The sequence below is a fragment of the Pantoea sp. X-Soil-YNGN-775 genome, from assembly GCF_059730575.1.
The window spans coordinates 577,383-599,509 of sequence record NZ_AP035945.1; the positions used below are offsets into that span (position 1 = coordinate 577,383).

Consider the following 22,127-nt stretch of genomic DNA (forward strand, 5'->3'; position numbering starts at 1 on the left):
ACTATTAATGCAGACAGCACTGCTTATATTTTTTACCGCTGCCGCACGGGCAGGGATCGTTACGTCCTGGCAGCTTTTCAACCGAGATCGGCTTCTGCGGCTCCGGCACCGCTTCAGGCTGGGAGATCCAGTGATCGTGCAGCGCCAGCGCAGCAGGGCGGATTGCCTCAATGCTGGCTTCCATCTCGTCCGGCGTCATCGCATCCAGTTTTTCGAGGTTCTCTTCCACGCCGTGTAAGGCGATGGCGTCCAGCGCCGGTTGCAGATCCTGCGGCAGGGCAGACCAGTCGGTCAGCGACACGCCGCGCATGTAGCCGAAGCACCACTCTTCAACCACGGTAAATTCCAGACCTTCCATCTCACGGATGCCAAACAGCGGTTCGAACTGCTCAGGGAATTCAGACAGCCGGTCAGCCACATCATTCATGTGCTGAAAACAGAGCTCCATAAAACGCGTCATTTCACGTTCGTTGCTCCATTTTGGGATCTGCTTCTCGCCGCCCCACAGCGCCACCAGCCATTTGCTCGGTTCGACGGTGGTCGGTCCGGACAGCACGGCGGTCAGCAGACCGTCCAGCTCGGAGACATCCAGAATCGATGCTTCGCTGCCATATTTTTCCAGCATATCTTCCAGCCATTGCAGCTCTTTCTCGGACAGTGGGCCTTCTTTCATGCGGTTGCCTCCCGGGCATTTCAAAAATGTGAGCACGGCGTTCAAGCCATAAAGCCGCAGCAGTGTACACCCTTGCGCGCCGCAACACAGCTAACCTCAGGCGGAGCAGGCGGTTTCCGTGACCAGCGCTGTGGCCCTCATTCCGCCGGTGGCACCCCTTTTAGTCGGTTCAGCGCGCTATAGCTGACTGTCGCCTGGTGATACCTTTTTGCGCGACAGCGGGTCTGTTACATCATCAATGAACTTAATTACCTGATTGTTATAATAAAAAATGAGAACAGGTTTTTTCACCGGCCGGTTGAGGACGCTACGCACCTGGCGGGATCTCCACCGCCGCGCCTCAGGCGGACTCAGAATCATAGCCCGGCTGTGGCCTGTCATCATCCTGAGCCTCACCGGCTGCGGCACTCTGTCGCAGACCCCGGCCCCGGTCGGCGATCGATCGCTGGATCAGGCCTTTGCTGCGGTGAACCAGGCGTGGTATCAACAGGGAAGCCAGACACAGAATGTCGCCTGGGTTACCGATCCGGTCGCGGGAGAGCAAATAACCTATCAGGTCGGCTACATTGGCGGCTATGCCAGCTTTATCGGCTACGATAAAGCCCGTGGCAATGCGATGGTGGTGCTGCAAAACGCCTTTAACTGGAGCAACTATTCAGGCATTGCGGTGTTGGTCGATCCGGCAACTCAGGATAGAGTGGTCGGACAGTAACCGGTGCGTGGTGAAACCAATAGCGTCGTCTTTACTTACACTTAGCTTTGACGCGAGGGGAACTGTATCGCTATAAAGATTGTCTTTAGCCTGTCTACCGTCACTAAAATCAATTTAACGTGGAAATCATTATGCGCAGGACTCAACGTGTACTTTTCTCAATGGGATTACTGGTTGGCTCGCTGAGCCTGATCCCTGCTGTGCAAGCCGCCGGTGAAGCAACGGATACCGTTCCGCCGCCGCCACAGATTCAGCCTGCCAATCCTGACGCCCAGTCGCAGCCTGACGCCCAGTCGCAGCCTGACGCCCAGTCGCAGCCTGGCGCGGCTAACACTCAGCGGGATGCCGGTGCCGCGCAGACTGAGGCGCCGTCCAGCTCACAATCGAACGATGGCATTACGCCGACCACGCCGTCGCCGTCGACGGGCGGTCAGCCGAACTACGATCTCAATACCATTATCATCGACTACAAACAGTACAAAGTCGGCGACACGGTGCCAGAGAAGTACACTGATAAAACCTACACCATCGTTGAGTGGCAAAAACGTAATCTGCCTGCGCCGCAGGAGAATACCCACTGGGCCTATATCAACGCCAATTACATCCTGATCACCAATGACACCGGCAAAATCGTCATGGGTAAATCGGGTGACATCTTCTTCCGCGGTTAAAATAAGCGGAAAAAAATAGCCGGTCAGCACGACCTAATGCTGGTCAGTTAAGATTAGATTTGTAAAAGGCTGTCACGGTCAAACGTGGCAGCTTTTTTCCCGGGCGAGCGAGCCGCAGTGCGGGCCAGCGCACCTCTGCTGCTGCCGGGCCGTCCTCGCGCCGCTCGCGCGGTACCTTCGGCTTTGACGTCGTGCCGACGAACCGTTCGGGGATCGGCCCTCCCTGGCCGGCCCCGAACTGCCCACGCTTCCCGGCGTGGACTTCTGGCTCACCGTCACGCCTCAGCGCTGTGGATAGCCCTTTCAGCAGCAGAGACGCTCAGGCCTCCACTCTCGTGCCCTTTTTTAACAATACACACTGAAGTTTCAGAACAGGCCGGTGCCGGGCAGGGGCAGGCAATCCGCAGCGCTGAACAGAATGAGTCTGCCAGGAGAGCCCGCAGGACGCGGGCGAAAGGCGGGGCTGCACAGGATGTGCCATCCCCGGCGGTCCGTCAGGCAGGCGAATGAAGTGAAGGAACCGCGCAGCGGCGCGAGGACCGCCAGCCCCTGAGCGGCACCAGACTGCGTTATCACCTGCTGCTTAACTGACTGGCATTACGGTCAGCACGACCGGCTTTTTTTAGCTGAAACGCTCAGCACCAAAGCTTGCCAGCATTGGATGTTTTTCGCCGCTGACCATCTCGTCCGCCAGTAATTCCCCGACAATCAGCGCCAGCGTGGCTCCGGAGTGGCTGAACGCCACGTAACAGCCCGGCACCGTTTGCAGTTCACCCAGCACCGGATCGCCATCGCCCGGAATCGGCTTCAGGCCAATCTTCCAGCTCTCAGCTTTGAGCGGCCGATCGCCACGCAGTAACCGGCTGGCTTCCTGCGCCAGCTGCGCCACCACCTGCTGATCAATCCGGTATTCCCCGTCGGCCAGCGGCTCGATATCAGCTTCATACCAGTCGTGATCGAGCGCAAAACGGTTGCCGGGATTGGGGCGAACCGCGGCGCGCGGGGTGTTCAGCACCGCTTTCAACGGCTGGGTGGCCGGTTCGGTGATCACCAGCATCGAAACCGGCGAACCGTTAGGGATAGTCACACCGAGCGGTGCCACCACATCCGGCGTCCAGGGGCCGCAGGCAACCAGCACCGCATCGGCGTGCAGCTCGCCTTTATCACTACGAATGCCGCAGGCCCGGCCCCGATCGGTGATCACGCTGGCTTTTCCGGCGTGCTCTACCACTTCGCCGCCCAGCGCGCGGAACTGATTGACCAGATAATCCACCAGATGCGGCAGGCTGACCCAGCCTTCACCAGGATTAAATATTGCCTGGGCCGCCAGCGCATCGGGATCGACCGCTGAATCCGCCTGCGCCACGTTTTCAGCCGTGATCAGCTGAGAATCGTAGCCGTGGGCTTTTTCATAGGCGTGACGCGCCTCCGTTGTGGCAACGTCGTTATCCGACCAGCAGATCCCGCCGTCAAACCGCAGCCAGTCGAGTGTCGGATGGCGGGCAAACAGGGTTCGATAGCGATCGATGCCGGCCATGCGTAGCGCATGATAAGGTTTCGACCGCTCGCCCGCTGAGTTGAGCCACGACAGTGAGCGTCCGGAGGCACCGGAGCAGAGCGCGGCTTCGGTCACTAAGGTTACCGCTGCCCCGCGTTTCGCCAGCTCCAGCGCCGTTGATACGCCCAGCACGCCACCGCCCAGCACCACCACTTTCATTTCAGTTTTTACCGCCATTATCAGGTTCCTTACTCAGTTACAGCACTTCAGAGAGAAAACGTTGCAGGCGCGGCGACTGCGGCGCATCGAAAATAGCGGCTGGCGGCCCGGCTTCAACAATCTCGCCTTCGTCCATAAACACCACCTGATCCGCCACTTTGCGGGCAAAGCCCATTTCATGCGTCACCACCACCATCGTCATGCCGCGACGACAGAGATCGGCCATCAGCGTCAGCACGCCTTTCACCAGTTCGGGATCGAGCGCCGAGGTCGCCTCATCAAACAGCATCACCTCCGGATCCATCGCCAGCGCGCGGGCAATCGCCACCCGCTGCTGCTGGCCGCCGGAGAGATCGCGTGGCCGGTGATCGGCGCGCGGTCCCAGACCAACCTCTTCCAGCCGCTGACGGGCAATCGCCATCGCCTGCGCTTTGGGCAAGCCTTTAACGCGCCACGGGGCCAGCGCCACGTTCTCCAGCGCGCTGTGATCGGGAAACAGATTGAAATGCTGAAACACCATGCCAATCCGCAGTCGCAGTGCGTCCGGTTTGTCGCGTAGCACCGAGCGGTCGGCCAGCAGCACATCGCCCGATTTCGGTTCATGCAGCCGGTTAATGCCGCGCAGCAGGGTCGATTTACCCGAGCCGGATGGCCCGATAATGCAGGTGGTGCTGCCGGGCGCGACCCGCAGCGAGACGTTACGCAGCACCTCAATCGGGCCATAGGCGAGGGTCAGATCGCGCAGCTCCAGGCTGGCTCCGTGCCAGCTGGCGCTGGTTGTGCGGTTATTCATGGTTGCCTCCGGTCAGCGGGTGAGTGGCCAGCGCGCCGTTGGGCCGTCTGACTTCCTCCACCTCTTTTAAACCACTTTGCGGCGTGGTCAGGCGACGGCGGCCGGTGCGGTAACGCACATCCACGTAGTTGACCATGTGGGTCAGCGGCACGGTGATGATCAGATAGAACAGCCCGGCCAGCATCAGCGGCGACAGATTGCCGGTCAGCACCGCCGCATCCTGGCCGACGCGAAACAGCTCACGCTGGTGGGTCATCAGCCCCAGCAGGTAGACCAGCGACGAGTCTTTAATGATGGCGATGAACTGATTGACGATGGCGGGCAGCACCCGGCGGATCCCCTGCGGGATCACCACCAGCCGCATCGCCCGGCCATAGCTCATCCCCAGCGCGCGACAGGCTTCCATCTGGCCGCGTTCAACGCTCTGAATGCCGGCGCGGAAAATCTCGCCCATGTAGGCGCTGGCAATCAGGCTGAGGGCGAAGATCCCCAGCGGGTAGGGCGTCGGACCGAACAGCTGATAGCTGAATCGCGCCAGGCCCTGACCAATCAGCAGGATGGTCAGAATCGACGGCAGACCGCGAAACAGATCGGTATACAGCCGGGCGGGCAGGCGCAGCCAGCGCGAGGGCGAAATGCCCATCAGCGCCAGCAGCAGGCCAAACAGCGTGCCAGTCAGGGTGGCCGCCAGCGAGATAATCACCGTGTTCACCAGCCCGGTGGTCAGCATCTGCGGCAGCACTTCCCTCATTGAGGAAAAATCAAAGAAGGTGCGGGAAATAATCGTGAGCAAGTCCATCGCCGTCTCCATGCAGTGCGGGGCATTCCCCGGTTAACTCAGGACGCGAACGTCCGCCGCTTTACTGACCGCCAGGCAGATACTGTTTGGGCATTGGCGAGCCGGGAAACCACTTCTGATAGAGCCGCTGCCAGGTGCCGTCCTGCATCGCCGCTTTAATGGCGCTGTCCAGTGCGGCCTTAAAGGCGGGTTTGCCTTTGGCGATGGCGATACCGGCCGGGGCATCAAAAGAGGGGATATCGGCAGCAGAGACCAGCTTGAAGCGTTCGGCGTAGCTTTTGGCGGCCTCATAGTCGAGGAAGATGGCGTCGAGCGTGCCATTATTGAGCGCCGAGACCGCGCTGTTGTTATCAGGGAAGCGCACGATGTCGGTCTGGGTGAAGTGTTCCACCGCGTAGTTCTCCTGCAGCGTGCCCTGAACGACGCCAAGCCGCCGTTTTGCCAGACTGGCGACATTCTTCACGCCGCTGTCGCTGCGGGTCAGCACGGTGAGAAAACCCGCCAGATAGCCAGTAGAGAAATCGACGGTTTTTTCACGTGCCGGGGTGATGCCGATCGCCGCGACCGCCGCATCATACTGACCGTTGGCGACCGCCGGCATGATGGCGGAGAAGTCCTGACCGACAAAATCGACCTTATCGATTCCCATGCGATGGGCGACATTTTTAAAGAATTCGACGTCAAAGCCGGTGAACTGACCGCTGGCATCGGTGAAGGTATAGGGTCTGGAATCGCCGACGCTGACGACGCGTAGCTGGCCCGGTTCGATCAGGCCGTAGGGATTGTCATCGCTGGCAGCCAGCGTAGAGAACGAAAGTGCACAGAGTGCGAGCAGGGTGCTGAACGTCTTGTTGAACACGGTGCCGAACAGCATGCCGGGCCGTTTGCCCGATTGGGTTTGCGATTTCATAGCTCATCCGTTTTGCAGGTTTAAACATCAGAGACTGTTGAGCCGGTGATTATTTTTGAGACCGGTCTCAACGGAAGTGACACCTTGTGGACGTGGGCGTTGTGAGACCGGTCTCAAGGGGTTACAATGAGTTTAAGCACAGCCTTTTTTCGGCGTCAATCTTCCTGTCATCAACCTGTGATTCAAAATAATTATGACCAGCAAGAAATTACGTTCTAAAGCACCCACCGTGGCGGATGTGGCGCGCGCGGCAAAGGTTTCCAAGGCCCAGGCGGCGCGAGCGCTTGGGGGCTATGGCGCGGTCAGTGGTGAGGTGCAGGCGCGGGTAAACAGCGCCGCTGCCGCACTGGGCTACCGTCCGAATGAACTGGCGCGCAGCATGAATACCGGGCGCTCTAACACCATCGGTGTGATTGTCGGGGATATTGAAAATCCCCACTTCGGCCTCGCCCTGCGCGGCATGGCGGATGTGGCGCGTACCGCCGGTTACCATCTGCTGCTCAGCAACAGCGACGAAAAGCTGCCGGCTGAACAGGATGCGGTGCGGGTGATGCTGGAGAAGCGGGTCGACGGCATTATCGTGGCCCCCAGTTGTTCAGAGCGCGATCAAAACAGCCATCTGCTGCAGGTGCTGGAAGAGGGTCGGGCGCTGAAACTGTTCGATCGTGCAGTTACTGGCCTGGATGTCGAAGCGATCTGCTGTGAATTTACCGCTGTGGCGGCTGATGCCACCAGCCGGTTACTGCAGGCTGGCCACCGTCATATCGCCTATGTTACCAGCATGGCGCTGGCCGGCGACTACCGTGCGCCAGCTGATTTTGGCCTGACGCCGGTTGCCCAGCGCGTTGGTGGCATGATGCAGGCGTTTGCCGCGGCGGGAGTGGAATTTGATCCGGCGCTGGTAAAAGTGAATGCGCTGGATGAAGCGCAGATCGCCCGCATCGTGGCTGAGCTGTGGCAGCGCCCGCAGCCACCCAGTGCGCTGGTGGCCTCTGACAGTGTAGTAGCGATGTGGCTGCTGCGTGAAGTGACGCAGCGCGGGCTGCGCATCCCGGCGGATCTCTCCTTTGTGATGTATGACAACTTTCCGTGGAGCGAGATTGTGACGCCGCCGCTGACGGTAGTGGCGCAACCGGTGTACCAGATGGGGCGTGAAGCGGCACGCCGACTGATTGCCGAAATTCGTGGCGAAGCGGCCGGTCCGATGCCGCGCTTTGATGCCCGGCTGGTGCTGCGGGAATCGATTGCTGCGCCAGCCAGCGACAGTAAGCCACGCGCCAGACGCTAATCCGGCCAGCCCACCACCCGGCGCAACTGTCGCACCGCCGCGGTGATCTGCGTGCTGCTGCTGTTGCCATAGCCAATCACCAGGCCGCGCTGTGCCGGTTCAGTCAGATAAAAGGTCGAGAGTGCCGCAGGCGCGTAGCCAGCCTGAATCAGCCTGTTGGCTATCGCCACGTCGTCCTGAAGCGCCTCAATCGGCAGCACCAGATGCATTCCGCTGTCGCCGCCCAGTAAGGGCAGCGGCTGGCCCGCGGCCTGCTGCAGTTCACTGCGCAGCAGGGCCTGACGCTGACGATAGAGACGGCGCATTTTACTCAAATGCCGGCTGTAATCGCCGCAGAGAATAAAGCGTGCCAGCGCCTGCTGCTCCAGCGGATTACCGCCGCGTAGCAGCTGATGCAGCGCCGGTCGCAGATTGCTGACCAGCGGCGCGGGCAGCACCATAAAGCCGATACGCAAGGCAGGGAACAGCGTCTTGCTGAAGGAGCCGAGATAGATCACCGGCGCGTTATCGGTCATTCCCTGCATGGCGGCAATCGGCTCGCCGTGGTGCCGGAAGTCGCCATCATAATCATCTTCGATGATCCACGCCTGCTGCTGCTGCGCCGCCGAAATCAGCGCCAGCCGCCGGGCTGCGCTCATCACCGCGCCAGTCGGATACTGATGGGTTGGCGTGGTGTAGATCAGGCGCGGTGGGGACTGTTGCCAGTGTTGCGGCTGCGGAGCCAGGCCCTGCTGATCGATGGGAATCGGAACCACGCGCAGATCGCCGGCTTGCATGGCCGCTTTGGCCCCACGATAGCCCGGATCTTCAATCCAGCCGTGGTCACCCGGATCGCTCAGCAAAGTGACGCACAGCATCAGCGCCTGCTGCGCTCCTTCGGTAATCACAATCTGTCCGGCGTCACACCGAACACCGCGCGTGATACGCAACTGCTGCGCCAGTGCGGCACGCAGTTCAGGATCCCCCAGCGGGTCGCCATAACCCAACTGGCGCGGTGGCGTGTGGTTCAGCACATGATTAAGCGCCCGACGCCAGGCTGCTAACGGAAAATGGTTCAGCGCCGGAATGCCGGGGCGCAGCGGCAGCGTTCCGGTATCGAAACGCTGGCTGAGCTGAAGGGCATCAAGCCGTTTTGCCAGCGGCCAGTGAGCCAACCCGTTGTCATCTGGCCGGGCTGTCGGTAGCGCCAGCAGGCTGACGCGGCTACCCTGTCGATCGCTCATCAGATAGCCCTCCGCCTGCAGTTGAGTCCAGACGTTAAGCACCGTATTACGTGAAACCTGTAGCTCAGCGGCCAGTTGCCGGGTGGCAGGTAACATCGCGCCGGCAGCCAGCTGGCCCTGCAAAATGCCCTGTTTAATCCGCTGGTAAAGCTGCTGCTGCAGCGTGGTTCCGGCGGCTGGCGTTAACGGTGCCAGCAGTAAAGGATGGCTCTCCGGCTTCATAGCGCGCTCCCGTGGATCTATCATTTTCAAACATTGTGGTACTTTTTAACCCACCATGATAGTGGCAATCTGCAGGCATCATCTGAAGCCTGGAGGCGATATGTCACAACACACTAATCAGTATGGTCAGCCGGTCGGGGTCGATTTACCGGACTGGCAACCCCGTCCTTTTCCGCAGCCGCAGGTTTTCACTGGCGAAGTTTGCCGGCTTGAGCCGTTCAGCATGGCGCGCCATGGCGAGGCGCTGTTCGATGCCTACGCAGCGGCGCAAGATGGGCGCGACTGGACCTATATGTTTGTCGGGCCGTTTGATAACCGGCAGGTGTGGCAGGATCATGCGGTGCAGCTGGAGTCCAGTCGTGACCCGCTGCACTTTGCGGTCATCGATCTTGCCAGCGGGCAGGCGGCAGGCAGCCTGGCGTTGATGCGAATTCAGCCGGAACATGGCGTGATCGAAGTTGGACATGTGGCGTTTTCACCTCATCTGAAGCGGACCCGCATGGCGACGGAAGCCCATTTCCTGCTGATGCGTTACGCCTTTGAGACGCTGGGTTATCGCCGCTATGAGTGGAAGTGTGATAGCTGCAACGCGCCATCACGCCGGGCGGCAGAGCGTCTTGGTTTCCGCTACGAAGGCGATTTCCGACAGGCGATTGTTTACAAAGGCCGCAGTCGCGATACCAGCTGGCTGTCGATCATTGATGGCGAATGGCCGCAGGTGAAAAAGGGCCTGCAGCGCTGGCTGGCCAGCGACAACTTTACTGCCGATGGCCAGCAGCGCGAAAAGCTGGAAACATTGCGCGAGCTGCCCTGACCGGTCGCTGCTTATTCAGATAAACAGGGTTTTCACGGCCGCCACCAGTAGGGTGGTGGTCATCACCATTAACAGTCGCTTAATCCAGCGCATGTCGTTTTTCACTGTCATCACTTCATCTCTGAGATTCTCGACCGTTCGGGTTAAGCTGATCAGGCCAGCCTCGAGCTTATCGACTTTGATTTCAACCTGGTTAAGCCGGATACCCAGCTTATCGACTTTTCTTTCAACGTGCCCCAGACGCTCATCGATCTGGTCAACTTTGCGTTCCACATTGCCGAGTCGCTCATCGATCTGGTCAACTTTGCGTTCCACATTGCCAAGTCGCTCATCCATCAGGTCAACTTTTCGGTCAACCTGATCGACTTTGCGTTCAACATTGCCGAGTCGCTCATCTATCTGTTCAACTTTTCGGTCAACCTGATCGACTTTGCGTTCAACATTGCCAACCCGCTCATCGATTTGTTCGACTTTTCGGTCAACCTGATCGACTTTGCGTTCAACATTGCCAACGCGCTCATCTATCTGTTCAACTTTTCGGTCGACCTGATCAACTTTGCGTTCAACATTGCTAACGCGCTCATCTGTCTGTTCAACTTTTCGGTCGACCTGATCGACTTTGCGTTCAACATTGCCAACGTGCTCATCGATCAGTTCAACTTTTTGTTCGACCTGATCGACTTTTTGCTCAACGTGGCCGACGCGCTCATCGACCCGGTCGACTTTTTGTTCAACCCGGCTGAGTTGCTTATCGTCTGGCTGGTCCGGTTTTCCCTGCTGCATATCCGTAAAGATCTCCACCATCGCCTCCGCTTGCTGCTCATCGATCCCTGCCCGCTGCAGGGCTTTAAAGGCCTGGTGGGTCTTCATCATGGTGCTTGTCATGTCTGCCTCTCTCCCGGCAATACGGCGATAGCGAGAGGATGACAGATCACACAAAGGGGACCACTAAGCCGGTTGTACTTTGCGCGCCTTTCAGAAAAATATCAATTAGTTCAACAAGTAACGCGCAGTAGATTGCGAGCGGTCTCGCAGCCTTCGGCGTCTGATGCGGGAAGATCTCCTCTGCGTGAATCCGCAGAGGAGAAGAGAAAAGCAGGCGTTACGGCTGAGGTACGATCTTGATTTCCACCATGCCGATGCCCAGTTTACGTGGATCCTGACCGGTGATATTGCCGATATTACTCAGCTGCGGTTCCGGCGGCGCAATGGTCAGTTGGTGCGTGGCGGTCGGGTTGTCAAAATGCAGCGTATGGGTAGAGAAGGTTTCACCCAGCGACAGCAGTTGCTGCTGATCGCCAACCCGCACCGGGATCTGGCGGTGGACGTTAGCTCCATAAGCGCGAGCGGTAATCACCAGGTCAAACTTCGGCGGTAGCGGATCGACGTACTCTATCTTCACTTCCGGCGCGAGATTAGCGTTAGACCAGCGACCCCAGCTTTCCGGTCGGGAAATGCCGCTAAAACGCTTGATGCTCTGCGGTGCGCCAGGCACGTCGAGCCGGAAGCTGTCGGCGCTGTAGCGAATGTCGTTATCTTCGATGCGGATCTGCGCCAGATTGCGCTGATAAGCCGCATCGCTGGTCGGTGTGGTCGGGAATTTCACTTTACCTTTCCACTGTGGCTGATCGATATGCGTTACCGCAGGCGTTGCGCCGAGCTGGCCCATTGCCACACAGAGATCGCCGGACAGCGCCAGCGACGGCTGCCAGAGTCGCGCCATTTTAAAACAGCGATCGACCCACAGAAACTTATCGGTCGAGGTGAAATCGGCCAGCTGATAGCGCAGCGGTGCCGAATATTCCCCTTCCGGCATCGGCTCAACATGCTTATCACTGATGCGGAACAGAATCGGTAACCGGAAGGTGGTACCCGAGAAGCTAAAGGTATTTTTCACCTGATCGACGGTAAAGCTGTCCATCATCTTCGGGAAATTCCACAGCTGGATAATATCCGGCTTCCAGCTCATCACCTTACTTTTCATATCTTCAAACTGCGTCGATAGCGAAACGCTGCTCAGGCTGCTGCGGCCCAGACCAATCGCGTTGTCACCGCCGAGAATATCCAGCAGCGTCGCGCCGTTATCCAGTGTGCTGCGGCGCGCATCAATCACTTCTGCCTGCGGTTTATCGCCGCGGATCACCATAAAAAGATCGTGGCGTGGCTGCTTAATCAGGTACTGGTGGGCGGTGTTATTCATCGCCAGATGATCGGAGGTCACCACAATCACCGTCTGTTTAAACCACGGTGAGGCTTTAATCCGGTCAATCAGGCGCGCGACGTGCTCCTGCGAACAGGCCACCGCGCTAAATGACTGGTTTGGTTTGCCATCAAAGCTGTAGCTCTTGCGTTCACAGCTGCGGGAGATAAAGCCATCGGGATGATGGGTATCGACCGTCAGGGTGAACAGCGCAAACGGTTTGTTGGCTTTTGACAGTTCCTGATATTTTTCAAACACCTCATCCATCACCGTATCGTCGTAATAACCCCAGTTGTTGCGATAGGTCGGATCGGCAACGCGGCTTTTCAGCTCCTGCGCGCCGTAAAGGTTGGCCGGATCAAAGCCGTGTGATTTCAGGAACACATCTTTGCCGGCGAAGCGCAGATCAGCGCCCTGAATAAACCAGTTGTCGTAGCCGGAGTTTTTCAGGATGTCGCCCAGACAGACGTTTTGCGGATAGAAGCTGGAGAGCGAGGCTGAGGCATTGCCGTCAAACGGCGCAAACAGCGGAATGCCGCACATTGAGGCGACCATGCCAGCGATAGTGTAATCGGTGCCCGGCAGCTGCTCAGTCTGGCTGAAGTCGATGCTTTGCTCTTTCAGGCGGCTGAGCTCCGGTGCCAGGCCGGGAAAAGCGTGCTGATCAAAATAGGTGCGCTCCAGGCTTTCGCCGTAGATATAGACCACGTTGAGGTGCGGCTGCGCAATGCGGTTACGTGGCACTTTGTAGAACGCATCGAAGTCGGAATCGGCCAACTGGGTGTGCGACACAATCAGGGACGCCACCTGACGAAACGCAGGTGTGGTCTGCACTGAACCCAGCGCGCAGGCCGCCGCCAGCAGCGACCAGCCGATATGATGTGGCCGCTCACGCCGCCGCAGTATCCACGACAGCAGGCAGAACAGCAGAAACAGCACGATGATCAGCCCTATGCCCGGCACCACATATTTACTGATACCGGCACCGGTCAGGCTGTTGGTCAGGGTATAGAGCACCGCATCGTTGATGCCGTCGCCGGTGAAGTAGTTGCTGGCGTAGAGCGTTGCATTCAGCACCACAAACAACACCAGCAGGATTAACACCACAAAGAACCAAAATTTGTTGCGCCCGGCTTTACAGGAATAGATAGCAATAGCGGCCAGAAACAGCCCAAGTGACGCTAATTCGGACAACGGCAAATCCTCTGTTGATATGAGTACGCGGCGCTTCAGACTGCCGGCCACCTGCGGGGGGAGGGTTTTTCGACAATCTATATTGGCTGTAACCCGGCTGCAACACATCCAGCCAGATTTGTGCGGTGAGGATCATATTGGTGACAGAGAGCATCAGAGGGGAGTTTATCAGGCCTGACGGCGGCTGGCGCACACCGTCAGCACAGCAGAGCAGACTGTAATTTCAGAGTTTGCCGGTCAGGTATTGCGCCTCACCATCAGCAAAGCTCCAGTCGCCTTTGTCATTGGTGATAAAGCTGATCATTAAATCGTTGCCCTGCACGCCACAGCTTTCGCGCAGCTCACGCGCCAGCTCCGCCATGAAGCGCTGTTTCTGTTCGCTGCTGCGCGGGCTGGTGTAGACCCGCACCATCACCAGATTATCGCTGCGGCTGAATCCCAGCCCGGTATCCTGAAACACCATCTGGTAGCGCTTGTTTTCCTGAACAATCTGGTAACGATCGCGTTCCGGCACCTGAAATGCGGTGAGCACGGCCCGGTGTGCTGCATCCAGCAGCGTACGCAGTTCGGATTCTGAACGACCCTGAATAACATCAAATTGCAGCAGTGGCATCGGCTTGTCCTCGCGGTGAGTGTGATCATCTGTTGTGTCCATAGTGACTGCTTTATCCGCCGCGAAAAAGCGCGTAGCCTGAACTGATTATTCACTATATTGAACAATTATGATGAAAGAGATGAAGACCGACGCGCTGTGGGATCACCTGCACTGGCTGACGGTGCTGGCTGAGCAGGGCAGTTTTACCCGGGCCGCAGAGCGGCTTGACGTCAGCAAAGCGGCGATGAGTCAGAAAATCAAAGAGCTGGAGCAGATGGCGGGCGTGCTGCTGGTACAGCGCACCACCCGCAGCGTGCGTCTGACCCCGGCGGGTGAAAAGCTGGTGGAGGAGTTGCGCGAGCCGTTTGCCCGCATCGAACAGAGCTTTTTCAGCGTGCGTGATACAGCCGGTCCGGTCCGGGGACGGGTGCGCATTACCGCGCCGGTGGCGTTTGCCCGTCAGCAGCTGGTGCCAATCATTGGTGAGTTTCTGCGTGACTATCCGCAGGTTCGCCTGCAGCTCGACGTAACGGACCGCATCGTGTCGCTCAGCAGTGAAGGGTTTGATCTGGCGATACGCCACAGTGACACGCTGCCGGAAACCCATGTGGCGTTGCCGCTGTGTGAGACGCGCACCCTGCTGGTGGCGTCACCGGACTATCTGGCGGCGCAGGGTACGCCGCTGATGCCGCAGGATCTGGCCCGGCATAACTGCCTTTACTATCCACGCGGGGCGGAATCACCGCGCTGGAGCTTTGTGATCGCCGGCGATAATGAGCGCATCCAGGTGCGGATTCAGGGCTGTTTTGCCACGAATAACAGTGAGTCGATCCGCGATGCGGCGCTGCAGGGATTAGGTATTGCGATGCTGCCGGACTTCAGCGCCAGAGCGGCGCTGAAGTCTGGTTCACTGCAACAGGTGCTGTCTGAATGGCAGGCGGTCGACGCGTTCGCCGCCCACCTGTGGATTGTCCGTCCCTGGGCGGCGCAGGTGCCGCGCGCGGTCACCACCTTCGCCCACTGGCTACGCGCGCGCTTTGACGGTTAGCGGCAGTGCCAGCGTTGGTGCAGTCTGCTGCATCATCTCACCCATCAGGCTGCGGCGATTGTACAAACCGAGCCGCAGGTTAAAGTCGAGATGCAGCCGTTCGTTTCCGGTTAACTTGATGATCGGCGGCGGCGTTTGCGGCCGTTGCTGAAACAGCACCGAATGGGCGAAGGCGCTGCTGCTGTCGGCGTGCAGGCGCTGATAGAAGTAGGCGTTAGCCTCCCCTTTACGCAGGAAGAGATTGGCCCGCCGGTATTCGCGCATCGCCACCTGTTGGGCCAGTGACAGCAGCTGGCGTGACGGATTGTCAATGTTCTGCACGATCATCGGGAAATCATCGCGCTTTTTCAGCTCCTGAAAATAGTTCTGAACGCCGACGTTTTTCACCGGCGCCAGCTGTTTCAGCCACTCGCGGATAAACGGATTTTGCGGCGCAGCGGCGACAAACCAGCTTTCGATCACCGGCGCGAGGAAATTCAGGGTCGATTGTTCGCGGTAGTAGCCGATTAGATCCATCGACCGCTCCTGATGCACGCGATGGACCCAGGCGAGATCTTCAAATAACAGGGTACTGCAATCTATGCCGATGCCGCCGTAACGGTGAATCAGTTCGAGACGAATGATTTCACTTTTATGCGCCAGCGTCAGATCGGAAGAGATAAAGTCAAGATCGGGCAGCCACTGCGACAGGGTGTGCTGAGTAATCAGATAAACCTGGTGATCGGGATTATCCCGCCGGATTTTACTGATATTCAGCACCATTGAGGTGGGCAGCTGATCGTTATGCCAGTACATCCAGACAATCTTCGGAATTTCCGGCAAGCTTTTCTGCTGCGATATCAACACCACATTCTCTTCCTGCCCCGGATCATATTCCGGTGCGCTAAAGACGCTGTGTCGTTTTTTATTCCATAACATCTGGCTACTGAAAGATATTCTTTTCCAGTTACGCCAGATCTTATGCGCAGGTCGTTGGCGATGTAAAGTCATGGTGCACCTGTTGTTTTTATTTTCCCGTCATATTGCCGCCCCTGCGCGCCCCATAATTAACGCGATGGCGGGGCGATGCAGTCTGGCGGCAATCTCAATCAGTGCGGGAATTATTAAAGGGTTTCCCTGATGGTGGCGCAGTGAAAAAGCGCGCGATAGTTTCCTCACGGCTGTTTAAATTGCACTGCACCTTTTTAATAAAACATTCTTTACTTATAAGCTATTTCTTTTTTTGACTTTCGGATAATACGGAAATAATTCGGGCAGCCGATGAAAATAATAGATTAAGCGGACTGTATTATTTATTTAATCACTCTTTTTCGCCGGTATAAGGAAAGTCTGAATCACCTATCGGAGTCATCGCCGCTGCTGCGGCCTGATGGCATGTTCGGCAGCGGATTGGGCTTAAACTGTCGCGTTAGCCCGGCTCATCAATCGCTGACAGCGTGCCGCGCGTTGACGATTGTCTACGCTTAAGAGGATCTTACTGAGAAAGGAGCGCGCATGCAGAATGATTCTCACGGTTTACTGGCGGTAGATAAACGCGGCAATCGCGTCCTGTTTCTTAACCCGGAGACCTTTGCGGTCGAGCGGGAATTGAACGCCTTTCCACCGCGACCGCATGAACTGCTGATGCTGACGGCGTGGGGCAAAGCCTATGTGCCGATTTATGGCGATGGCGTTCACGGCGACAATCCACATCCGGGCCATAAAGTGGCGATAATTGATTTACAGCATCGGCAGATCAGCGGCTTTATCGATCTGTCGCCCCTGCGGGCGCCGCACAGTGGTCAGCTGGGTCGCGATGGCAAAGTCTATCTCTGCTGTGAGCAGAGTGCCGCGGTGGCGGTGATCGACCCGCTCACCGATCGGGTAGAAAAAGTGATTCCGATCCCTTCCCATAATGCACATCGCCTGACGTTGTCACCCAGCGGCCGCAAGCTGTTTACCGACAACGAAGAGGACGCCACCATTACGGTCGTCGATCTGTGCGAAGCGGAAGGGCGGATCATCGATACCATTCTGCTGCCGGGGCCGATTGCCGGCATCGCCGCCTCACCAAAACATCCGTACCTGGTTGCCAGCGCCGCCGACGCGCCGCTGCTGTATGTTATCGATCGGCAAAGCCATCGGATTCGCCAGCGTCTGGCACTGCCGGGTCATCAGCAGCCTTGTCAGGTGGTGCGTTTTAGCGCGGATGGGGAACAGCTGGTGGCGATTGGGGACGGTGAGCCGCTTGTGACCCTGTTTGACGATCTGCTGAATCCGCTGGGTGATATCGCGGTCGGCAACCTGCCGATGGATGGCTGCTTCAGCCCTGACAAGCAGTTGCTGCTGATCGCTAATCAGGGCGATGGCACCCTGAGCGTGATCGATCTGGCCCAGCGGAAAGTGATTGCTACGCCGCGAGTCGGCACCGGTTGCGAAGTACTGAGCTACTATGCGCGCGATCAGATAAACGGACGATGATAAATCGCCGAGCTCCAGTGGCGGCTGCTGGCGTGCTTTTCCGCCTGCCAGCCACGTTTGCGCAGCTCGCGGGCAATCATCTTGTTCATGATGCCGTGTCCCAGCAGCAGCACCGTGCCGTGGCGGGCATGTTCAATTAACCGATCGGCCGCCCGCGAAGCACGATGGCGGGCATGCTGCAATGACTCTGACTGGCCGGCATAACCGCACAGCCACAGCAGCCGCAGCAGCGCCAGCCAGATCAGCGTGGGAAGCTGGAGCTGGCTGCCCGGTAGCAGCGGCACGGCCACCTCGCTGAATAGCGCGTCGACCTCATGCGGCTGTAAACCGAGCTGGTGCAAGGAAGAACGCGCGCGTGGCAGCGGGCTGCACACCACCACCGTCGCCTGACGCGCAATAGACAGGCTACGCGGCGGCGGTCCGTCGCTGACCTGTGACAAATCGTAAGCTTCGCACCAGTCCGCCAGCGCCTGCACGTTGTGCCGTCCGCCAGGCTGGTGATTGGGCTTACCGTGCCGCATGAGAATAATCGTCATAACTCTCCTGTCTCGCTTTCCCTTCAGGGTAAAGCATTGTCTGCATTTGCCAATCCCCGGTTCTTTTTTCGGAGAATCACCAGGCTGTCATGCCACGGTAACCGTGCAGTGCGATAACGGGGCGCGATGAAAGGGGCCGGCATTTTGATTTAGCTTAATGTTAAGAGAAAATGCTATTTTGCCCGCTGTGGTGTATTTTTTATGCGCGATTATTCACGGTTAACTCGCTGAATTTGCGATAAAAAGCTGTGGTGACCTGACGTGATAATGAAGTTTATCTAACAAATCATCAGAAGATCTATTGATTTATCTACGCGCGTAGATACACTGTGTCTCCAGTGATTGCTCACGGTGCACGATGCACAGCAGGCGCCATTGATTGTGAAGTTACATTCGCTTCGTTAAAGCGACCGGTCAAAAAAGATCGGCGAAAGCGAGCGAAGGGTCAGATTCCAACACCAGGGAATCCATTAACCTTTCATCATGGTTAGTCAACTGAACGTTGCCACCGGGATGTTCCGCTTACACGCAGGGAACCGACCCATGGACGGGCGTTTATCGATCTGCATACTCATTCAGGGACAGGGTTATGACGGCACACAGCACCGTTAAGCAGCAGGCATCACTGCCTTCCTCCTCAGCCGCCGACGAGCGGTTTAATACCACATCTGGCCGCAAAGATTTCTGGCGCGCCACTTTCTCATGCTGGTTAGGTACCGCTATGGAGTACGCGGATTTCGCGCTCTATGGCCTTGCCGCCGGCATTATTTTTGGTGACGTTTTCTTCCCGGAATCGACCCCGGCGATGGCACTGCTCTCCAGCTTCGCGACCTGGTCGGTCGGCTTTGTTGCCCGCCCGATTGGCGCACTGTTCTTCGGCTGGCTCGGCGACCGCAAAGGGCGAAAAGTGGTGATGATCGCCACCATCATCCTGATGGGCGCCTCCACCACCTTTATCGGTTTAATCCCCAGCTATGCCTCAATTGGCGTCTGGGCACCGGCTTGTCTGGTGCTGCTGCGCTTTACCCAGGGCTTTGGTGCCGGCGCTGAACTGTCGGGCGGTACGGTGATGCTGGGCGAATATGCGCCGGTGGAACGACGCGGTTTGGTCTCTTCGGTGATCGCGCTTGGTTCCAACAGCGGTACGCTGCTGGCCTCGCTGGTCTGGCTGATCGTGGTGCAGATGGATCAGCAGAGCCTGCTCGAATGGGGCTGGCGCATTCCGTTCCTCAGCAGTGCGCTGATTGCGCTGGTCGCCTTATTGATTCGACGTCACCTGCGTGAAACGCCGGTATTTGAACGTAAAAAAGCGCAGATGGCAGCGGAACGTGCGGGCGTACTGGCGGCGCAGCCCGCGGTCGATTCGCGTCCTTTCTTTCAGCGTACCCGCGCCTTCTGGACCATGGTGGGTTTGCGTATCGGCGAGAACGGCCCCTCTTATCTGGCGCAGGGATTTATTGTCGGTTACGTCGCTAAGGTGTTGATGGTGGATAAATCGGTGCCGACCACCGCCGTTTTTCTGGCGTCGCTGCTAGGCTTTGTCATTATCCCTTGCGCGGGCTGGCTGTCGGACCGCTTTGGCCGCCAGATAGTTTATCGCGTGTTCTGCCTGCTGCTGATGTTCTACGCCTGGCCGGCCTTTACGCTGCTGGATAGCCGTGAGCCGGTGCTGGTCATTCCGGTGATTGTCGTGGGGATGGCGCTGGCATCGCTGGGTATTTTTGGCGTTCAGGCGGCGTGGGGCGTGGAGATGTTCGGCGTTCATCACCGCTACACCAAAATGGCGGTGGCCAAAGAGCTGGGATCCATTCTCTCTGGCGGCACCGCGCCGCTGATCGCCGCGGCGATGCTCTCTTACAGCGGTCACTGGTGGCCGATTGCGGTCTATTTCTCGGCAATGGCTACCGTCGGATTCCTGACAACCTTTGTCGCCCCCGAGACGCGAGGGCGGGATCTCAACCTGCCGGATGACGCCATCTAGCCGGACAAGCAAAAAAGTACAGCAGGCCGTGTAATGCGGCCTGCTTTGTTTATGGAGGAAAGTGATGTGGCTAAGTCGTTAACAGGAAAAGTCACCCGCAGTGAGGTCGCGAAAGCGGCGGGCACCTCGGTGGCGGTGGTCAGTTATGTGATTAATAACGGGCCACGTCCGGTTGCCGATGCGACACGTCAGCGGGTGCTGGCAGCGATTCAGGCGACCGGTTACCGGCCAAACGCTGCGGCGCGCGCCCTGGCCTCCGGTAATACCAAAACCTTTGGGCTGGTGGTGCCCAATATCAGCAACCCGTTTGTCGCCTCAATGGCGCATGTGCTGCTGCAGGAGTCGCTGAATCACGGTCACGTGATGCTGCTGGGCGATGCTGGCGACGATCGCAAGCGCGAGCTGGAGTTGATTCAGGGGCTGCTGAACCGGCAGGTGGATGGACTGTTTTATAACAGCGTCGATCGCCATCCCTACATCGAAATGATTAAAGCCAGTGGGACGCCGCTGGTGATGCTGGAACGGGTCGAGCCGCAGCCGGGCGTCAGTATGCTGCGGGTCAATGAGCGCCAGGCGGCCTGGCAGGTAACGTCGCACCTGCTGAGCCACGGTTATCAGCAGGTTGGGATGATCAGCGGTCCGACAGAGATGCTCAACGCCCAGGATCGTATTCAGGGCTGGCGTGACGCGATGCAGGAGCATGGCCTGCCGGTTGATGAGTCGCTGATCTTTCCAGCCAGTTACAGCCGGGAAGGCGGTTATACGGCGGCCCGCACCATGATGGCACAGCGTCGTGTGCCGCGTGCGCTGTTTGCCAGTAACGAAGGCCAGGCGCTTGGCGCGCTGCGCGCCTTCTCCGAACAGCAGATTCGCGTGCCGCAGGATGTGGCGCTGGTCTGTTTTAACGGCACTGAACACGCCGCCTTTCACGTCCCGACCTTAACCACCGTGCGACAGCCGCTGCGTGAGATGGCGCGGTGCGCTATTCAGATGCTGAAAGCGGGGCAGAACGAAGCACAGTTGAAAGAGTTTCCCCACTATCTTGAAATCGGCGAATCCTGCGGCTGTAAACCGCAACGGCAGAGTTAATCTTATAAGACCATGAAAAGAATAATTATTGATTGCGATCCGGGCAACGGAATCGCCGGTGCTAACACCGATGACGGGCTGGCGATTGCGCTGGCCCTGGCGTCTCCGGCATTGTCGCTGGAGTTAATTACCACCGTGGCGGGCAACACACCCTGTGAGCTGGGAACGCGTGTCGCCAAAGATCTGGTGACCCGGCTGGGCTTAGCCATTCCGGTGGTGCAGGGCGCGCAGCAGGCGCTTCAGGAAGATCCGATCCCCTGGCGTGAGGCGCTGGATAACCGGGTGAACCAGACAGGACTCAGCACGCTATGGCAGGATGTGCGCCAGCCCGCGGATTTACCGGCGGATGCGGGTGAGGCGGCAGACGCCATCGGCAAGCTGATTTGCGACAATCCGGGTGAGATTACGCTGGTAGCGATTGGCCCGCTGACCAATGTGGCGCTGGCGATGCAGCGCTATCCGGCGATGGCGGAAGCGGTGGCGGAGATTGTGATCATGGGCGGCGTATTCGCGCTGGATGATTACATCAAAGACACCAATTTTGGTCTCGATCCGGAAGCGGCGCATCAGGTATTGCACAGTGGTGCCACGCTGACGCTGGTGCCGATGGATGTCACCACCCAGACCTTGCTGACCCAGCAGGATCTAACGCGACTGACCGCGGTTGATCATCCGCTGACGCAGTTTGTGCGCGAAACCCTGCGGCCGTGGATCGACTATTCGATGCAGACCCGCCAGCTGGCTGGCTGCTGGATCCACGATGCGCTGGTGATCGCCTGGCTGCTGAATCAGCGGGTGGCATCCGGCATCGATTACCGGGTAGATATCGAACTGCGGGCCGGGCCGACGCGCGGTAAAAGCTGGCGTTATCGTCAGCCGCTGCGCGTTACCACCGGCATTGCGCAGGAGTGTGGCGCGTTAGTGCACGTATTGCATCGCGTTGATAATGCCCGGCTGTTGTCGATCATCGAACAGGCTTTCCGTCGCCTGAAGCCTGAAGCACGAAGCCTGAAGCCTGAAGCCTGAAGCCTGAAAACCGGGGCGCAACCCGCCCCGTATCCTCCCTGAAACTCCTCTCTGACACGCTTATTTACAGCCTGAAGCAGCGGCTGACAATTACGTAGCACGCTAACCTTTCCGACATGATATATACAAATGGTTAACAAAGTTGCAACCGTTCTGCCGGTTGCGCCAACCTCTTT

General features: G+C 58.2%; 19 protein-coding genes and 1 pseudogene. 9 read left to right on the forward strand and 11 right to left on the reverse strand.

Annotated elements, in window-relative coordinates; translation table 11 throughout:
• Nucleotides 1-4 precede the first annotated feature (4 nt).
• Nucleotides 5-673: a YecA/YgfB family protein gene (locus tag AC6I8I_RS02570; protein ID WP_312055207.1), complete on the reverse strand. Its 669-nt coding sequence runs from the start codon at nucleotides 671-673 to the stop codon at nucleotides 5-7.
• A 436-nt stretch (nucleotides 674-1,109) separates the two neighbouring features.
• On the opposite strand from AC6I8I_RS02570, the pseudogene AC6I8I_RS02575 reads away from it, so the two are divergent.
• Together AC6I8I_RS02575 and AC6I8I_RS02580 are read left to right on the forward strand one after the other, a co-directional pair.
• Nucleotides 1,110-1,385: pseudogene (locus AC6I8I_RS02575) on the forward strand (serine hydrolase domain-containing protein); the annotation flags it as partial.
• A gap of 131 nt (nucleotides 1,386-1,516) precedes the next feature.
• Nucleotides 1,517-2,056: an RcnB family protein gene (locus AC6I8I_RS02580; RefSeq protein ID WP_497828295.1), complete on the forward strand. Its 540-nt coding sequence runs from the start codon at nucleotides 1,517-1,519 to the stop codon at nucleotides 2,054-2,056.
• Between the two features lie 622 nt (nucleotides 2,057-2,678).
• Here the strand turns inward: AC6I8I_RS02580 and AC6I8I_RS02585 are convergent.
• The 4 genes from AC6I8I_RS02585 to AC6I8I_RS02600 all read right to left on the reverse strand — a co-directional run bounded on the left by AC6I8I_RS02585 (nucleotide 2,679) and on the right by AC6I8I_RS02600 (nucleotide 6,239).
• On the reverse strand, nucleotides 2,679-3,791 hold the full coding sequence (locus tag AC6I8I_RS02585) for an NAD(P)/FAD-dependent oxidoreductase (protein WP_312057207.1): 1,113 nt from the start codon (nucleotides 3,789-3,791) through the stop codon (nucleotides 2,679-2,681).
• 19 nt (nucleotides 3,792-3,810) lie between these two features.
• Complete coding sequence (locus AC6I8I_RS02590; RefSeq protein WP_069728477.1) at nucleotides 3,811-4,566, reverse strand: amino acid ABC transporter ATP-binding protein; 756 nt, start codon at nucleotides 4,564-4,566, stop codon at nucleotides 3,811-3,813.
• The gene (locus AC6I8I_RS02595) at nucleotides 4,559-5,365 is read right to left on the reverse strand and encodes an amino acid ABC transporter permease (protein ID WP_497828296.1); all 807 of its coding nucleotides are present in this window, start codon (nucleotides 5,363-5,365) and stop codon (nucleotides 4,559-4,561) included. The genes AC6I8I_RS02590 and AC6I8I_RS02595 overlap by 8 nt, the downstream gene beginning before the upstream one ends.
• Nucleotides 5,366-5,426: 61 nt before the next feature.
• Nucleotides 5,427-6,239 (reverse strand): ABC transporter substrate-binding protein, encoded by an 813-nt coding sequence (locus tag AC6I8I_RS02600; protein ID WP_497828634.1) that lies wholly within the window; start codon nucleotides 6,237-6,239, stop codon nucleotides 5,427-5,429.
• Between the two features lie 229 nt (nucleotides 6,240-6,468).
• Between AC6I8I_RS02600 and AC6I8I_RS02605 the strand changes: the two genes are divergently transcribed.
• On the forward strand, nucleotides 6,469-7,563 hold the full coding sequence (locus tag AC6I8I_RS02605) for a LacI family DNA-binding transcriptional regulator (RefSeq protein ID WP_497828297.1): 1,095 nt from the start codon (nucleotides 6,469-6,471) through the stop codon (nucleotides 7,561-7,563).
• Here the strand turns inward: AC6I8I_RS02605 and pdxR are convergent.
• Nucleotides 7,560-9,008 (reverse strand): MocR-like pyridoxine biosynthesis transcription factor PdxR, encoded by a 1,449-nt coding sequence (gene pdxR / locus AC6I8I_RS02610; protein ID WP_497828298.1) that lies wholly within the window; start codon nucleotides 9,006-9,008, stop codon nucleotides 7,560-7,562. The two genes, AC6I8I_RS02605 and pdxR, sit on opposite strands and share 4 nt — an antisense overlap.
• A 100-nt stretch (nucleotides 9,009-9,108) precedes the next feature.
• Here pdxR and AC6I8I_RS02615 point away from each other — a divergent pair, with 100 nt between their 5' ends.
• Nucleotides 9,109-9,822 (forward strand): GNAT family N-acetyltransferase, encoded by a 714-nt coding sequence (locus AC6I8I_RS02615; RefSeq protein ID WP_312759727.1) that lies wholly within the window; start codon nucleotides 9,109-9,111, stop codon nucleotides 9,820-9,822.
• Nucleotides 9,823-9,837: 15 nt separating this feature from the next.
• Here the strand turns inward: AC6I8I_RS02615 and AC6I8I_RS02620 are convergent, their stop codons facing one another.
• From AC6I8I_RS02620 to AC6I8I_RS02630, 3 genes are all read right to left on the reverse strand, one after another.
• On the reverse strand, nucleotides 9,838-10,695 hold the full coding sequence (locus tag AC6I8I_RS02620; RefSeq protein ID WP_497828299.1) for a tropomyosin: 858 nt from the start codon (nucleotides 10,693-10,695) through the stop codon (nucleotides 9,838-9,840).
• 229 nt (nucleotides 10,696-10,924) lie between these two features.
• Nucleotides 10,925-13,216, reverse strand: a complete 2,292-nt coding sequence (gene opgB / locus AC6I8I_RS02625; RefSeq protein WP_069728472.1) for a phosphatidylglycerol--membrane-oligosaccharide glycerophosphotransferase — start codon at nucleotides 13,214-13,216, stop codon at nucleotides 10,925-10,927.
• A gap of 223 nt (nucleotides 13,217-13,439) precedes the next feature.
• The gene (locus AC6I8I_RS02630; protein ID WP_312057233.1) at nucleotides 13,440-13,829 is read right to left on the reverse strand and encodes a tautomerase family protein; all 390 of its coding nucleotides are present in this window, start codon (nucleotides 13,827-13,829) and stop codon (nucleotides 13,440-13,442) included.
• Between the two features lie 112 nt (nucleotides 13,830-13,941).
• Here AC6I8I_RS02630 and AC6I8I_RS02635 point away from each other — a divergent pair, with 112 nt between their 5' ends.
• Nucleotides 13,942-14,859, forward strand: a complete 918-nt coding sequence (locus AC6I8I_RS02635) for a LysR family transcriptional regulator (protein ID WP_497828635.1) — start codon at nucleotides 13,942-13,944, stop codon at nucleotides 14,857-14,859.
• Here AC6I8I_RS02635 and AC6I8I_RS02640 read toward each other — a convergent pair.
• Nucleotides 14,836-15,849 carry a glycosyltransferase family 32 protein gene (locus tag AC6I8I_RS02640; RefSeq protein WP_497828300.1) on the reverse strand — a complete coding sequence of 338 codons (1,014 nt, stop codon included), beginning with the start codon at nucleotides 15,847-15,849 and terminating at the stop codon, nucleotides 14,836-14,838. The two genes, AC6I8I_RS02635 and AC6I8I_RS02640, sit on opposite strands and share 24 nt — an antisense overlap.
• A 504-nt stretch (nucleotides 15,850-16,353) precedes the next feature.
• Here AC6I8I_RS02640 and AC6I8I_RS02645 point away from each other — a divergent pair.
• Entirely contained in the window at nucleotides 16,354-17,319 is a 966-nt protein-coding gene (locus AC6I8I_RS02645; protein WP_312057218.1) for a beta-propeller fold lactonase family protein, read from the forward strand.
• Here AC6I8I_RS02645 and AC6I8I_RS02650 read toward each other — a convergent pair.
• Complete coding sequence (locus tag AC6I8I_RS02650) at nucleotides 17,301-17,855, reverse strand: histidine phosphatase family protein (RefSeq protein WP_312057219.1); 555 nt, start codon at nucleotides 17,853-17,855, stop codon at nucleotides 17,301-17,303. The genes AC6I8I_RS02645 and AC6I8I_RS02650 overlap by 19 nt on opposite strands.
• A gap of 589 nt (nucleotides 17,856-18,444) precedes the next feature.
• Here AC6I8I_RS02650 and AC6I8I_RS02655 point away from each other — a divergent pair.
• The 3 genes from AC6I8I_RS02655 (at nucleotide 18,445) to AC6I8I_RS02665 (ending at nucleotide 21,951) form a co-directional block, all read left to right on the forward strand.
• Nucleotides 18,445-19,836, forward strand: coding sequence for an MFS transporter (locus AC6I8I_RS02655; RefSeq protein ID WP_497828301.1), 1,392 nt, complete (start codon nucleotides 18,445-18,447; stop codon nucleotides 19,834-19,836).
• A gap of 66 nt (nucleotides 19,837-19,902) precedes the next feature.
• On the forward strand, nucleotides 19,903-20,925 hold the full coding sequence (locus AC6I8I_RS02660) for a LacI family DNA-binding transcriptional regulator (RefSeq protein ID WP_497828302.1): 1,023 nt from the start codon (nucleotides 19,903-19,905) through the stop codon (nucleotides 20,923-20,925).
• A gap of 12 nt (nucleotides 20,926-20,937) precedes the next feature.
• Nucleotides 20,938-21,951, forward strand: coding sequence for a nucleoside hydrolase (locus AC6I8I_RS02665; protein WP_497819618.1), 1,014 nt, complete (start codon nucleotides 20,938-20,940; stop codon nucleotides 21,949-21,951).
• Nucleotides 21,952-22,127: the final 176 nt, after the last annotated feature.

Excerpts from the sequence above, each read along its gene's own strand:
- AC6I8I_RS02570 (WP_312055207.1), bottom strand. The coding sequence starts at position 673 with ATGAAAGAAGGCCCACTGTCCGAGAAAGAGCTGCAATGGCTGGAAGAT.
- AC6I8I_RS02580 (WP_497828295.1), top strand. The coding sequence starts at position 1,517 with ATGCGCAGGACTCAACGTGTACTTTTCTCAATGGGATTACTGGTTGGC.
- AC6I8I_RS02585 (WP_312057207.1), bottom strand. The coding sequence starts at position 3,791 with ATGGCGGTAAAAACTGAAATGAAAGTGGTGGTGCTGGGCGGTGGCGTG.
- AC6I8I_RS02590 (WP_069728477.1), bottom strand. The coding sequence starts at position 4,566 with ATGAATAACCGCACAACCAGCGCCAGCTGGCACGGAGCCAGCCTGGAG.
- AC6I8I_RS02595 (WP_497828296.1), bottom strand. The coding sequence starts at position 5,365 with ATGGACTTGCTCACGATTATTTCCCGCACCTTCTTTGATTTTTCCTCA.
- AC6I8I_RS02600 (WP_497828634.1), bottom strand. The coding sequence starts at position 6,239 with ATGCTGTTCGGCACCGTGTTCAACAAGACGTTCAGCACCCTGCTCGCA.
- AC6I8I_RS02605 (WP_497828297.1), top strand. The coding sequence starts at position 6,469 with ATGACCAGCAAGAAATTACGTTCTAAAGCACCCACCGTGGCGGATGTG.
- pdxR (WP_497828298.1), bottom strand. The coding sequence starts at position 9,008 with ATGAAGCCGGAGAGCCATCCTTTACTGCTGGCACCGTTAACGCCAGCC.
- AC6I8I_RS02615 (WP_312759727.1), top strand. The coding sequence starts at position 9,109 with ATGTCACAACACACTAATCAGTATGGTCAGCCGGTCGGGGTCGATTTA.
- AC6I8I_RS02620 (WP_497828299.1), bottom strand. The coding sequence starts at position 10,695 with ATGATGAAGACCCACCAGGCCTTTAAAGCCCTGCAGCGGGCAGGGATC.
- AC6I8I_RS02630 (WP_312057233.1), bottom strand. The coding sequence starts at position 13,829 with ATGCCACTGCTGCAATTTGATGTTATTCAGGGTCGTTCAGAATCCGAA.
- AC6I8I_RS02635 (WP_497828635.1), top strand. The coding sequence starts at position 13,942 with ATGAAAGAGATGAAGACCGACGCGCTGTGGGATCACCTGCACTGGCTG.
- AC6I8I_RS02640 (WP_497828300.1), bottom strand. The coding sequence starts at position 15,849 with ATGACTTTACATCGCCAACGACCTGCGCATAAGATCTGGCGTAACTGG.
- AC6I8I_RS02645 (WP_312057218.1), top strand. The coding sequence starts at position 16,354 with ATGCAGAATGATTCTCACGGTTTACTGGCGGTAGATAAACGCGGCAAT.
- AC6I8I_RS02650 (WP_312057219.1), bottom strand. The coding sequence starts at position 17,855 with ATGACGATTATTCTCATGCGGCACGGTAAGCCCAATCACCAGCCTGGC.
- AC6I8I_RS02655 (WP_497828301.1), top strand. The coding sequence starts at position 18,445 with ATGACGGCACACAGCACCGTTAAGCAGCAGGCATCACTGCCTTCCTCC.
- AC6I8I_RS02665 (WP_497819618.1), top strand. The coding sequence starts at position 20,938 with ATGAAAAGAATAATTATTGATTGCGATCCGGGCAACGGAATCGCCGGT.